The 12,339-nt window shown below is 69.9% G+C and carries 11 protein-coding genes; 9 read left to right on the top strand and 2 right to left on the bottom strand.

Annotated features, from left to right (window positions below; translation table 11 throughout):
• Positions 1 to 31 precede the first annotated feature (31 nt).
• Both VB080_RS08940 and VB080_RS08935 read left to right on the top strand, forming a co-directional pair.
• The gene (locus VB080_RS08940; RefSeq protein WP_323418096.1) at positions 32 to 370 is read left to right on the top strand and encodes a PadR family transcriptional regulator; all 339 of its coding nucleotides are present in this window, start codon (positions 32 to 34) and stop codon (positions 368 to 370) included.
• Positions 370 to 1,296: a DUF1648 domain-containing protein gene (locus VB080_RS08935; protein WP_323418095.1), complete on the top strand. Its 927-nt coding sequence runs from the start codon at positions 370 to 372 to the stop codon at positions 1,294 to 1,296. Before VB080_RS08940 ends, VB080_RS08935 begins: the two co-directional genes overlap by 1 nt.
• Positions 1,297 to 1,401: 105 nt before the next feature.
• On the opposite strand, the gene VB080_RS08930 is transcribed toward VB080_RS08935, so the two are convergent.
• Positions 1,402 to 3,894, bottom strand: coding sequence for a phosphoketolase family protein (locus tag VB080_RS08930; protein WP_323418094.1), 2,493 nt, complete (start codon positions 3,892 to 3,894; stop codon positions 1,402 to 1,404).
• Between the two features lie 519 nt (positions 3,895 to 4,413).
• On the opposite strand from VB080_RS08930, the gene VB080_RS08925 reads away from it, so the two are divergent.
• The 4 genes from VB080_RS08925 to VB080_RS08910 are packed head-to-tail and all read left to right on the top strand — an operon-like array spanning position 4,414 to position 8,420.
• Positions 4,414 to 4,938 (top strand): ECF transporter S component, encoded by a 525-nt coding sequence (locus VB080_RS08925; protein WP_323418093.1) that lies wholly within the window; start codon positions 4,414 to 4,416, stop codon positions 4,936 to 4,938.
• 4 nt (positions 4,939 to 4,942) lie between these two features.
• The gene (locus tag VB080_RS08920) at positions 4,943 to 6,808 is read left to right on the top strand and encodes an ABC transporter ATP-binding protein (RefSeq protein ID WP_323418092.1); all 1,866 of its coding nucleotides are present in this window, start codon (positions 4,943 to 4,945) and stop codon (positions 6,806 to 6,808) included.
• Entirely contained in the window at positions 6,805 to 7,575 is a 771-nt protein-coding gene (locus VB080_RS08915) for an energy-coupling factor transporter transmembrane component T (RefSeq protein WP_323418091.1), read from the top strand. The genes VB080_RS08920 and VB080_RS08915 overlap by 4 nt, the downstream gene beginning before the upstream one ends.
• Before the next feature lie 50 nt (positions 7,576 to 7,625).
• Positions 7,626 to 8,420 (top strand): AIR synthase related protein, encoded by a 795-nt coding sequence (locus VB080_RS08910; protein ID WP_323418090.1) that lies wholly within the window; start codon positions 7,626 to 7,628, stop codon positions 8,418 to 8,420.
• A gap of 194 nt (positions 8,421 to 8,614) precedes the next feature.
• On the opposite strand, the gene VB080_RS08905 is transcribed toward VB080_RS08910, so the two are convergent.
• A complete protein-coding gene (locus tag VB080_RS08905; protein WP_323418089.1) occupies positions 8,615 to 9,055 on the bottom strand; it encodes a VOC family protein in 441 nt (146 codons plus the stop codon).
• Positions 9,056 to 9,349: 294 nt separating this feature from the next.
• Here VB080_RS08905 and VB080_RS08900 point away from each other — a divergent pair, with 294 nt between their 5' ends.
• The 3 genes from VB080_RS08900 to VB080_RS08890 all read left to right on the top strand — a co-directional run bounded on the left by VB080_RS08900 (position 9,350) and on the right by VB080_RS08890 (position 12,056).
• Positions 9,350 to 9,997 carry an NADPH-dependent F420 reductase gene (locus VB080_RS08900; RefSeq protein WP_323418088.1) on the top strand — a complete coding sequence of 216 codons (648 nt, stop codon included), beginning with the start codon at positions 9,350 to 9,352 and terminating at the stop codon, positions 9,995 to 9,997.
• Between the two features lie 290 nt (positions 9,998 to 10,287).
• Positions 10,288 to 10,731: a MarR family winged helix-turn-helix transcriptional regulator gene (locus VB080_RS08895; protein ID WP_323418087.1), complete on the top strand. Its 444-nt coding sequence runs from the start codon at positions 10,288 to 10,290 to the stop codon at positions 10,729 to 10,731.
• A gap of 92 nt (positions 10,732 to 10,823) precedes the next feature.
• Positions 10,824 to 12,056 (top strand): MFS transporter, encoded by a 1,233-nt coding sequence (locus VB080_RS08890; RefSeq protein ID WP_416339628.1) that lies wholly within the window; start codon positions 10,824 to 10,826, stop codon positions 12,054 to 12,056.
• The last annotated feature ends 283 nt before the right edge of the window (positions 12,057 to 12,339 follow it).

Raw genomic sequence — 12,339 nt, 5'->3', positions numbered from 1 at the left:
AATACAAGCTAGCTGGTTATACCGTGATCAAATGACGTCGGAGAATGAGGCCTGGGCCTCACAACTGCGCAAGGGAGTGCTGGAACTGGCCGTGCTGGGGCTGCTCGCCCAGCAGCCGAGGTACGGCTCCCAACTCGTGGACGACCTGGCCGCCCACCCGGCGCTGGCGATCAGCGCCGGCACCGTGTACCCGCTGCTCGCCCGACTGGCCCGCAGCGACCTGGTCCGCACCACCTGGCAGGAGTCGCCGTCCGGTCCGCCGCGCAAGTACTACGCGCTGAGCGACGCCGGACGCGCGCAACTGCATGCCATGACGGTCGCCTTCGACTCGGTGGCCACCGCCCTGCGGTCCGTGCTGGAAGGAGCATGATGATCACTTCTCTCACCGACCTCGGCCCGCAGGCCCGGGCCGTGGCCGAACGTTATCTCCAGACCGAGTCGTCCAGGTTGCCCGCCGACCTGCGCAGCGCGGTGATCGACGAACTCACCGCCCACCTGTGCGAGCGCCTCTCGCCCGATGCCACCGCCGCCGACGTCGAACGCCTGGTCGCCGACGCTGGCCCGGTCGGCGGACGGACCGACCAGGCCTGGTACGACCGGCTGGTGGCCGGCTTCCGGCTGCGTGGCGCCGACGAGCGAATCGCCGCCACCTGGTGGGATCCCGCCAACCCCCGCCTGCTGCTGCCGCGGGCGATCGGCCTGGGCTGGGACATCAACTTCGGGGCGATCGCCGTCCGACTGGGGCTGATCGAGCCGGACGCGGAGGCGATCCCGTTCAGTTCCACCTCCGAGGCGGCCTTCCGCACGGCGCTCGCGCTACCCGCCGGCCTTGCGGCGGCCACCGTCCTGCACTACCTGGTGCGTGGCCGGTCGCTGCCGGATCCGCTGCCCTCGCACTGGACCTGGGACGGCACCCCCGACCGCTGGACGCCCAAGCGCCGGGCCGCCGCCGTCGACCTCGCCACTACCCTCGGCCCGGCCGCTGTGGCAGCCTGGGCAGCAACCTCGCGCCGCTCGAAACCCGGACGCGCCGGCGCCCTCGCCGAGGCAACCCTGCTCGCGGCCGTCGGTGCCAGCACGACAGTGGCCCGCAGCCTCGGCGCCCGGCGCCGGGGCTGGCTGCAACCGGCCATGCTGCTGTGCAGCCTGGGCGCAGCAGCGGCAGTCCTGCTGTGGCTGGCACGGGCCGGACGCGACGAGGAGATCGCGCGCGACCTGGGCTCCGGCACGTCGTCGGCCCCACCCGGCCGGACATCGCCACACCCTGACGACACCGACGGACGCCCGGGCGTCTGAGGACGAAGCCGAATGACCGGCCGCCTCCCGCACCTGGAACCGGTGGCAGCGGCCCTCAGGATGCTCGCCGGCAGGCCTGCGCCGCGATCCGCGGGAGGCGCCGGCTTACTCGTTGTCTCCGCCGGTGGACAGGGCGGCCTTCGGGCTGCGGGTGCCGTCGCCGGCGTCCGGCCAGACCCATTCGGCGATCTCGGGGATGTCAATGCCCCACTGATAGGCATAGGCCTTGGCCTCGATCCGGCGATCCACCATGTCCTGGCGAAGCATCGCGTAGCGCGACCGCAGACTCTCCACCCGGTCGATCACGTCGATCACCAGGCGGTACCGGTCGATGTCGTTGCGCATGCACATGTCGAACGGCGTCGTCGTGGAGCCCTTCTCCTTGAAGCCGCGCACATGCAGGTTCACGTGGTTCGTGCGCCGGTAGGTCAGCCGGTGCACCAGCCACGGATAGCCGTGGAAGGCGAAGATGATGGGCTTGTCGGCGGTGAAGATCGTGTCGAAGTCACGGCTGGACAGGCCATGCGGGTGCTCGGCCTCGTCCTGCAACCGCATCAGGTCCACGACGTTGACAACGCGCACCTTCAACTCCGGAATCTGGTGGCGCAGCAGGTCGGCCGCAGCCAGCACCTCCAGCGTCGGGACGTCCCCGGCGCAGGCCAGCACGACGTCCGGCTCGCTGCCCGCGACCTCCGTCCCGGCCCAGTCCCAGATCCCCACCCCCCGCGTGCAGTGGGCGATCGCCTCTTCCATGGAGAGGAACACCGGCTCAGGCTGCTTGCCGGCCACCACCACGTTGACGTACTGCTTGCTGCGCAAGCAGTGGTCGAAGGTGGACAGCAAGGTGTTCGCATCCGGCGGCAGGTAGACCCGGGTCACCTCCGGCGACTTGTTCATCACCACGTCGAGGAAGCCCGGGTCCTGGTGGCTGAAGCCGTTGTGATCCTGCCGCCACACGTGCGAGCTGAGCAGGTAGTTCAGGGACGCGACCGGACGCCGCCAGCCGATCTCGTTCGTGGCCTCCATCCATTTCGCATGCTGGTTGAACATCGAGTCGACAACGTGGATGAACGCCTCGTACGAACTCATCACGCCGTGGCGCCCGGTGAGCAGGTAGCCCTCGAGCCAGCCCTGGCACTGGTGTTCGCTGAGCACCTCCATGACCTGGCCCTGTTTGCGCATCGGATCGGGCTGGTCGGTCGGGAGGTACTCCCCCAGCCACTGTTTGGGCGTCGCCTCGTACACCGCCTGGAGGCGGTTGGACGCCGTCTCGTCCGGCCCGAACACCCGGAAGTTGTGCGGGTTCAGCCGCGCCACCTCGGCCAGGTACTCCCCGAGCCGCTTGGTCGATTCCACCACCGGGCCGCCGTGCCCGTCCGGGTCCGGCTGGATCGCGAAGTCGCGGAAGTCCGGCAGCAGCAGGTCCTTCAGCAGCAGACCACCGTTGGCCACCGGGTTCGCCGACATCCGGTGGTCGCCGGACGGGCGCAGCGCGTCGAACCGGGCCGCGAACGCGCCGTCGTGGTCGAACAACTCCTCGGCGCGATAGCTCGCCAGCCAGTCCGCCAGCACCGCGAGGTGTTCAGCGGAATCGCGCGCGTTGGCCAGGGGCACCTGGTGGCTGCGCCAGTGGTCCTCGGTCTGTTTGCCGTCGACCTGTCTGGGTCCGGTCCAGCCCTTCGGCGTCCGGAACACGATCATCGGCCAGCGCGGACGTTCGACCGCCTCGGCGTCGACAGCCTCAGCCGCCGCCTTGATGGCGACGATCTTGTCCAGGGCGTCGTCGAGCAGTCGGGCGAACCGCCGGTGTACGTCGAGGTGGTCATCGTCCGGGCGCGCCACGAAGACCATCGGGTCGTAGCCGTAGCCGCGCATCAGGTCGGCCAACTCATCGTCGGGGATGCGCGCCAGGACGGTCGGGTTGGCGATCTTGTAGCCGTTGAGGTGCAGGACGGGCAGCACGACCCCGTCCGTCTTCGGGTTGACGAATTTGTTGCCATGCCAGCCGGTGGCCGCCGGCCCGGTCTCCGCCTCACCGTCGCCGACCACGGCAAACGTGAGCTGGGTGGGCGAGTTGAACACCGATCCGTAGGCGTGGGACAGCGAGTAGCCGAGTTCGCCGCCCTCGTTGATCGAGCCGGGGCACTCCGGCGAGACATGGGAGGGAATGCCGCCCGGGAACGAGAACTGCTTGAACAACCGCCCCAGACCCGCCTCATCCTGGGTGATGCTCGGATAGATCTCGGTGTAGGTACCGTCCAGGTAGGCGTTGGCCACCAGACCAGGCCCGCCGTGACCGGGACCCGCGACGTAGATCGCGTTGAGGTCGCGCTCGACGATGGCCCGGTTGAGGTGTGCGTAGAGGAAGTTCAGACCCGGCGTGGTGCCCCAGTGCCCGAGCAGTCGCCGCTTCACGTCGTCCCGCTCGAGCGGCCGGCGCAGGAGTGGATTGCCGAGCAGATAGATCTGGCCCACCGAGAGGTAATTGGCCGCACGCCACCAGCCCTCGATGAGTTCGGCGGTCTGGTCGCTGATCGTCTCCGGGGCGCCCGCGGGCCGGGCCCGCCAGGCCGTGGTGTCGGTGCTGTTCGCTGACATGTCGCTCCTGTCGTTGTCGCGGTCTCTCCGCCATTCTTTCCCACGGCCACCGGGAGCGACACTGCTGGTATGGGGCCCTGATACGGCAGAACGGTGAATTTCCGGTGTTGCTGACCGGTTCGCGGATCGTCTGTTGGTGACTGGTCCGCGGATCGTCACCGCCGGGGAGCGGTGGGGGTGGTGCGTGGGGGTGGCCCTGCGTGCAGCCGGCGATGATGCCGTCCCTCGGCGATTCCGCCCCCGGGGTGAGACGATCCTGGCGCCCGCTGGTCCCTGGCGGCCGTGGCGCGTCGAGGCGGCGTCTGGCGCTGGAATCGGTCTCGCACCCGGGCCTTGGGCCCGGCAGAACTCCCGGGCGATGCGCAGCAGGCCACCTGCGGGATGGGCAGACACGCTCTAGGCTTCCCAGACAGGGGCGACCTCGTCCCGCATCTGCTCCGTGCAGGTCCCCTGCCGCACCGTCACCTGGAGGACAGCGATGATTGCCGCCGCTTTCGCCGGCACCACCGGGGAGTAGCCATGTCGCTCTCCGACCAGTCCCCTGACAACGGCACCCCCTCGCCGTTCTCGGCTCGCACCCTTGCCGTCATGGCGATCTTCATCGCGCTGAGTGCCGTCGGGTCGCTGATCAAGATCCCCAGCCCGCTCGGCACCGTGGCGCTCGACTCGGCGCCCGGCTTCTTCTCGGCGGTCGCCTTCGGGCCCTGGGTGGGCTTCATCGTGATCGCCATCGGCCACGTCCTGACATCAGCGATCGTGGGCTTCCCGTTCACGCTGCCGGTGCACCTCCTGATCGCACTCGGGATGGGGCTGTGCGCGCTCGTCTTCCGCTGGCTGGGGCGCAGGACACTGGCGGGTCTGGTGATCGCCGTGGTAGTCACCACCCTGCTGAACAGTTTCGGGCTCGCGCTGGTCGTGCTGCCGATCGGCGGCTGGGCGATGTATGTCGCCAGCCTGCCGTCCCTGCTGGTCGGTGCCGCGGCCAACCTGGTGATCGCCGCAGTGGCGTACTACGCGGTACGCGACAGCAAGCTGCTGAACTGATCCGGTGGAGCGCTCACTCGAGGTGGTCGGCGTCAGCTACCGCTATCCGCGGGCCGACGCCGACGTCCTCCACGACGTGGACGCGAGCTTTCCCCGTGGCAGTTTCACCGTCGTGATGGGCCGCGCCGGCAGCGGCAAGTCGACCCTGCTGATGACCCTCAACGGCGTGATCCCGCAGTTGAAGGAGGGCACCCTGACCGGCCGGGTGCTGCTGGACGGTGCCGACCTGGCGGGCTTCCGCGTCCAGACGATCACCCGCTACGTGGGCCTGGTGCTGCAGGATCCGGAGAGCCAACTGCTGGGCCGCACCGTCGCCGAGGACGTGGCCTTCGGCCCACGCAGCCACCTGGTGCCACGCGAGCAGATCCGGCAACGGGTCGGCGTCTGCCTCGAAACAGTCGCCCTCGGCGGTTTCGAGGACCGCGAGACCGCCCGGCTCTCCGGCGGGCAGAAGCAGCGGCTGGCGATCGCGGGTGTCCTGGCCCTGCAGCCGCAGGTGCTCTGCCTGGACGAGCCGACCTCCGAACTCGACCCGCAGGGGCGGGCCGAGCTGTACACCACGGTGGACGCGCTGCGCGACTCCGGCGAGGTCACGGTGATCGCTGCCGAACATGCCAGCAGCGATGTCGTCCACCGCGCCGACCAGCTGCTGGTCCTGGTCGACGGCCAGGTGGGTTGGCAGGGACGGCCGGCGGACTTCTTCCGCGATCCCGACCTGGCCGTCCGGCACCTGGTCAAACCGCTGCCGGTGGCCGTCCTCGGCACCGAGCTGGTCGCCGCCGGGTTGATCGGACGCGAGCAGGTCCCGCTCGCTGTCGCTGAGGCCGAGGCCCTGGTGCGCCGGCTTGCCGGCCGGCGCCTGTTGCCCCCACCCGTGGCGCCTGCCACCAGCCGGCCACTGTCGGCACCCGGTGCCCGGGCCGTCGCTGGTCGAGCCCAGCGGGGTCCGGCCGATCGAGCGGTCGGCCAGGGGGCGCCCCCGCCCGGCGTCCCCTCCGCGTCGACCGACCCCGGCCACCCGACCCTCGGCGCGCTACCCACCGGCGACCCGGTGATCGAGCTGCGGAACCTGGTCCACACCTACCCGGGAGGCCGCCGTGGCCTGGCCGGGGTGGATCTCACCGTCAACCGCGGCGACTATGTCGCGCTGGTCGGCCGCAACGGGGCGGGCAAGAGCACCCTGGCCAAGCATCTCAATCGGATCCTCGAACCCACCTCGGGGACGGTGATCATCGACGGTGTGGACGCCGGCCGGCTGCAGCCCTGGGAACTCGCCCGGCAGGTCGGCTACGTCTTCCAGAACCCCGACCACCAGATCTTCAACACCAGCGTCGCCGGGGAGGTCCGCTACGGCCTGCGGCTCGCCGGACTGCCACCGTCCGAGGTCGAGCAGCGGATCGCCGAGGTGCTCGCCCTGACCGGGCTGGACGCCGTCCGCGACGAGCACCCGTTCTCGCTCGGCAAGGGGGAACGGCAGCGGATCGCCGTCGCTTCGATTCTCGCCCTGCGGCCGGGAATCCTGGTGGTGGACGAACCGACTACCGGTCAGGACTGGGCGGGCATCCAGACGATGATGGGGCTGATCGATCAGCTGAACACCGAGGGCACCACGATCGTCATGGTCACCCACGACATCGACGTGGTCGCCCACCATGCCCGGCGGGTCGTGGTGATGAACGACGGCCAGGTGCTCGCTGACGGTCCGACCGCCGAGGTGCTGGCCCGCACCGACCTGCTGGCCGAAGCGGCGGTCGCGACCACCCAGACGGTCGAGCTGTGCCGCCGGCTCTGGCCGGGCTCTCCCGTCCTGCTGGACGAGGCCGCCCTTGGTCGCTACCTGGCCAAGACCCTCGCCGGAGGTGTGCGATGAGGCTCGAGCGGCTCGACGTGCGGGTGAAGATCGCGGGCTTCACGATCATCCTGGTGGCCTTGTTCGTAATAGCCAATCCGGCGGCCAATCTGGTGCTGCTGGCCGTTCTGCTGCTGGCTCTGGCACTTGCCGGGACCCCGCTGGGCGGATTGTGGACGGCTCTCCAGCCGCTGCTGCTGGTGATGGCGCTGATCGTCGTCGTGACGATGTTCACTCCGAGCCCGTTCACCACCGGCGGGGACACCCGCGTGCTGTTCAGCGTCTGGGGACTGGACGCCACCTGGGCCGGGCTGCTGCTGGGACTCAACCTGGTCGCACGTCTGGTGCTGATGGTGGTGGCCAGCTACGCGTTCACGGTCAGCACCTCGATCGATGACCTGCTGGTGGTGCTGGCTCGGGTGCACGCACCGGTCTGGCTGTCGATCCTGGTGACCACCGCGCTGGCGTTCATCCCGACCATGGTGGCCAGGAAGGACCAGATCGTCGAGGCGCAGCGTGCCCGTGGCGCCCGAGTGAAGAACTCCGGGCCGATCGGTCAGCTGGTCGCCTTCGTGCCGATCATGGTGCCGCTGATCACGAACTCGATCCTGCTGGCTGACAACCTCGCGGTGGCCATGACCAGTCGCGGCTATGGTGCCCACCCCACGATGACGATGATGCGTGACCTCAGGTTCCGGCCCTCCGATCTGGTGGTGCTGGCGGTGCTGGCGGCGGCGCTCGCCGCGATCTGCTGGTTGCGTTACGGCCTGGGATACGGGGTGGTGTAGATGGACGGGGTACTGGACCGCAGCCCCGACGGTGGGAGGCAGGAGGAAGCGTGAGCGAGTTCGAGCAAGCGGTTCAGCCGGAGATCGCGGCGGCTGACGCGACGCGGTCGGGCGCCCGCCGGGTCCGCGACCTGCTGGTGCTGGGCGACCTGGTGGTCGCCACCGACTCGAGCGGCGGCATCGGCCCCAAACCTGCCGACACTGTCGCCGCCGACGCCCGGACGGTCGGCCATTTTGCCCTGCGGGTGCCGTTGCTGGAGGTGCTGTGCTGCGGCGCGCTCCCGGTCGCCGTGATCGATGACCTGTGCGTGGAGCTGGAGCCCACCGGTCGGCCGATGATCGCCGAGATCCACCGACTGGCGGTCGAGGCCGGGGTGCCGCCCGAGGCGATCACCGGGAGCACAGAGGAGAACGTTGCTACCCGGGCCACCGGCATCGGTGTGACAGTGCTGGGCCGGCTCGGTCCGGACGGGCTGCACAGTGGCGGTTCGTGGCCAGGCGACGTGGTGCTGTGCGCGGGCGTGCCGCTGTCGGCGCCGCGGGACGAGCTGTGGATCGGCCACCCCGGCCAGGTGCCGGTGGCGGCCGTGCGCACAGCGATGGCGTCCGGGTTGGTGCACGACGCGCTACCGGTCGGCTCCCGGGGCCTGGCCTGGGAGCTGCCCCAGCTGGCCGAGCCAGCAGGGCTGTCGGTGGCCTGGCGGGAGCCGGAAGAGGTCTGCCGCACCGACTCCGGAGGACCCGCCAGTTGTGTGCTGTTCAGCTGTGCATCCGGCGCCGTCCCCCGGCTGCGCGAGCTGCTGGGGCCGGTCCCCGTGCACGAGGTCGCTGACCTGATCGGGTGACAGCCACCACCAGGACGGCGTCCCAACCACCGGCCGAACTCGTCGTGCCGGGCAGGACGCCCGGCGGCCCGGGGCCGGGCCTCGCGCCGCGTTCCTGGAGCCAGACCTGATGATCGCCCCTCGAGTCCGTGAGCCTGCCGGAGCCCGCGGCCGGCTCCCCGGCCGCAGGCTTCGACGGGCTCAGCCGGCGGTGATCAGGCGGACTGCACGAGTTCGAGTGAGGTGCCGTCCGGGTCGCGCAGGTAGGCCACCCGTCCGCCCTGCCACGGCCCGTTGGGGACGGTCTGCGGCGGCGAGTTGAAGACCACCTTGTCCTTCAGGCGTTCGTAGGTGGCATCGACGTCGCCGATGTTGAGCGCGATGTGCATCGCGCCGGCGTCCCGGTTGGGGCGGTTGTTGACCTTCTCGCCCTCGGGCTGCTGGTACTCCAACAGCTCCAGAACGATGTCGTCCATCGGCAGGAAGGCGACCCGGGCGACCGCATCCTGTTCGCCGACCATCTGGCTGAGCCACTCGCCGCCGATGGTGAAGATCCAGCCCTCCGGCGGCTCTCCCAGGCCCATCAGGCCGCTGTAGAACTCGATCGACCGCTCCAGGTTGGCGACGGTCAGGCCGACGTGGTTCAGAACACCCATGCTGATTTCCTCTCTCGGTGGACGGCTGCGACGACGGTGGGCAACGCTGGCGGCACCGCCCACGGGTGGTGGACGATGCGGAGCCTTGGTGCTGGTCATCCGGTCGAAGCTGGCAGACAACTGCCGGTTTTGAGGCTAGCCGGTCGGGATGGCACACGGTTGCCGAACTCATGCCCCGCACAGAGGATTCCGGGCCAGTCCGATCGTGGATGGCGTACGCGAGGTGCCTGCCGGCCTCACCCCGGCTGGCCCGACCCGGGGAATGTCGCCGCCGATCGGCAGGTTGGAGCCGGTATGACAACCATCGGTTTCATCGGGGCCGGGCACATCGGCTCCACTCTTGCCAGAGCCTTCGTCGACCACGGCCACGACGTCGTGCTGAGCAACTCTCGTGGCCCGCAGACTCTCTCCGACCTCGTGGCCGAACTGGGCCCCCACGCCCGGGCCGCGACGCCGTCCGAGGCTGCCGAAGCCGCCGACATCGCCGTCGTCACGATCCCGCTGAAGGCGATCGACTCCGTCCCGGTCGAGCCGCTGGCAGGCAAGATCGTGATCGACACCAACAACTACTACCCGCAACGCGACGGGCAGATCCCGGCCCTCGACGACGAGTCAACCACCACGTCGGAGCTGCTGCAGGCACACCTACCGACCTCGAAGGTGGTGAAGGCGTTCAACCACATCATGTTCCGGCACATCCTCGAACACGCCAGCCCTGCGGGGACGGCCAACCGCCGAGCGCTCGCCGCGGTGTCGAACGACGCCCAAGCCGCGGCCACCGTCGCCGGGCTGATCGACGAACTCGGGTTCGATCCGGTGGTGGTCACGCCGCTGTCGCAGGGTTGGCGAATCCAGCGCGACACCCCGGGCTATGTCACCCCGCGGACCGCAGCCGAACTGCGCACCGACCTGGCCAACGCGAAGCGCTACCGGGACATGTAGCCCCCCGGACCCGGCGCCGAGCGCCTCGATGGCGACCCGGTCGTGGCCCACGGCCCCCCGCGGTGCCGGCGCCGAGCCCGTCAGACCCGCCGCGCGCACGCCCTGGGTCGTCCTGCTGTCGCGTGACCGCACATTGCGCTCCGTAGGTCACGTTGTGCGTGTTCTGACAGGCGCAACGTGTGGACGTCTGGCTTGATGCGGACGGTTCCGACGGACCACCTGTTCCAGCCGGGATTCGCCAGGGTGTGGACGATCCGGTCATTTCCATAGATAGTCTATATAGTTTAGCTATGAGTATTGCTCGGGCCATCCCCGACGAACTGACCAGCAGGTTCCTGTCCCAGGCCTCATGGTTCGTGCGGACGGTGAACCGGCGGGCGGGCATGCGGCACTCCCTGGTCGCGATGCGCGTGCTGTCCAACCTTCAGCACGAGGGCGACCTCAGGGTGGGCGAACTGGCCGCGCGCGAGGCTGTCAGCCAGCCAACGATGACGGTCACCGTCAACCGGCTGGAGCAGGACGGCCTCGTCACCCGGCATCCGGACCCCTCCGACGCGCGCGCCTCCGTTGTGCGGCTGACCGCCTCCGGCCTGGCCGAACTGCAGAGCTTCCGCAGCCGTGCCGCGGCCGTGGTGCGTCCAGTGCTGGCCGACCTCGACGGGGCCGACCTCGCCACCCTGACTCGCGCCGCCGAGCTCTTCGAACTGCTCTCCGACCGGCTGGCGCAGCACTGAGCCGGCACCACCGCCAACCACCCGAAGGGAACCACGACACGATGACAGCCACTCACGCGCGCGAGCAGCACCAGACCGAGAGGCCACCGTCCATCCTGCGGCAGCCGGTAGCGGTCTGGGCAATCGCGTTCGCCTGCGCGGTCTCGTTCATGGGCATCGGACTGGTGGACCCGATCCTGCCGGCGATCAGCGCCGAACTGGACGCCACCCCGTCCCAGACCATGCTGCTGTTCACCAGCTACCTGCTGATCACCGCCGTGGCGATGTTCTTCAGCGGCTTCATCTCCAGCCGGCTCGGCGCCCGCCGCACCCTGCTGATCGGGCTGGCGCTGGTCGTCACCTTCGCCGCGCTGGCCGGCGCCTCCGGCACCGTCGACCAGATCATCGGCTTCCGCGGCGGCTGGGGCCTCGGCAACGCCCTGTTCATCTCGACCGCGCTCGCCGCCATCGTCGGGGCCGCCAGCGGCGGCAGCCGGCAGGCGGTCATCCTGTACGAGTCGGCGCTGGGCGTCGGCATGGCTGTCGGCCCGCTGCTGGGCGGCGTCCTCGGCGAGCTGTCCTGGCGCGGCCCCTTCTTCGGCACCGCGGCCCTGATGGCAATCGGCTTCATCGCGATCGCGGTGATGCTGCGACCGCCGACAACCAGGCCCGAGCCGGTCTCGATCACTGCCGGGCTCACCGCCCTGCGCGACCCGTCTCTGCGTACCCTCGCGCTCACCGCACTGTTCTACAACTACGGCTTCTTCACCCTGCTGGCCTACAGCCCCTACCCGCTGGAGAGCGCCGCGGCAGCGATCGGACTGGACTTCGGGGCCCATGAACTGGGCCTGGTCTTCTTCGGCTGGGGCGTCGCCCTGGCGCTCAGCTCGGTGCTGCTGGCACCTGTCCTCACCCGGCGGTTCGGTCTGCGTCCAGTGCTGTTCGCGATGCTCGGCCTGCTGGCCGTCACCCTGGCGGGCATGGGGATCGGCGTGCACTCGGTGACCGTCCTGGTTGCGCTGGTGGTCACGGCCGGGCTCTTCCTCGGTGTCCTGAACACCGCGCTCACCGAGACCGTCATGGTCGCCACCCAGTTGCCGCACGGGGTGGCCTCCGCGACCTACTCCGGCGTCCGCTTCCTGGGTGGTGCGATCGCCCCGGCGGTGTCTGGCTCGATCGCGGCGGCCCTGGGTGCCTCTGGCCCGTACTGGTTCGGCGCCGCCTCGCTGCTGGTGTCGATCCTCGTCCTGACCCTGGGCGGCCACACCCTGGCCCACGTCGGACGGCGTCCGCACGTCACCGCGCAGGACGAGGCCGAGGCGATCACCGTCGGCGACGAGGTCTGAGCCCGAGGACCACCTGCTGCGTTGCCCGGAAGGAGGCGAGCTGCCCTCCGTCCGGGCAACGCGGCCGTTGACAGGTTTCGCGACGGTGACAGCGCCCCAACCTCAGCTGGCAATAGGGTCGTACTGTGCGTGACGCGAAGCTGCCCGCGGGAGTCGTGATCGAGACCCGTCCGGACCTCGACCCGGGCGCCCGCTACGACGGCCGGGCGGCCGGCTACGACTGGCTGATCGGACGGGAGCTCTACAACCGCATCGCCTGGTCGACCTCGCCGCGCGATTACGA

The sequence above is a fragment of the Propionicimonas sp. genome (assembly GCF_034927565.1).
Classification (GTDB): Bacteria; Actinomycetota; Actinomycetes; order Propionibacteriales; family Propionibacteriaceae; genus Propionicimonas.
This window is presented reverse-complemented; position numbering and strand designations above follow the sequence as displayed.

Coding starts and splice junctions, on each gene's coding strand:
- VB080_RS08930 (WP_323418094.1), bottom strand. CDS start 3,894: ATGTCAGCGAACAGCACCGACACCACGGCCTGGCGGGCCCGGCCCGCG.
- VB080_RS08925 (WP_323418093.1), top strand. CDS start 4,414: ATGTCGCTCTCCGACCAGTCCCCTGACAACGGCACCCCCTCGCCGTTC.
- VB080_RS08935 (WP_323418095.1), top strand. CDS start 370: ATGATCACTTCTCTCACCGACCTCGGCCCGCAGGCCCGGGCCGTGGCC.
- VB080_RS08895 (WP_323418087.1), top strand. CDS start 10,288: ATGAGTATTGCTCGGGCCATCCCCGACGAACTGACCAGCAGGTTCCTG.
- VB080_RS08940 (WP_323418096.1), top strand. CDS start 32: ATGACGTCGGAGAATGAGGCCTGGGCCTCACAACTGCGCAAGGGAGTG.
- VB080_RS08900 (WP_323418088.1), top strand. CDS start 9,350: ATGACAACCATCGGTTTCATCGGGGCCGGGCACATCGGCTCCACTCTT.
- VB080_RS08905 (WP_323418089.1), bottom strand. CDS start 9,055: ATGGGTGTTCTGAACCACGTCGGCCTGACCGTCGCCAACCTGGAGCGG.
- VB080_RS08915 (WP_323418091.1), top strand. CDS start 6,805: ATGAGGCTCGAGCGGCTCGACGTGCGGGTGAAGATCGCGGGCTTCACG.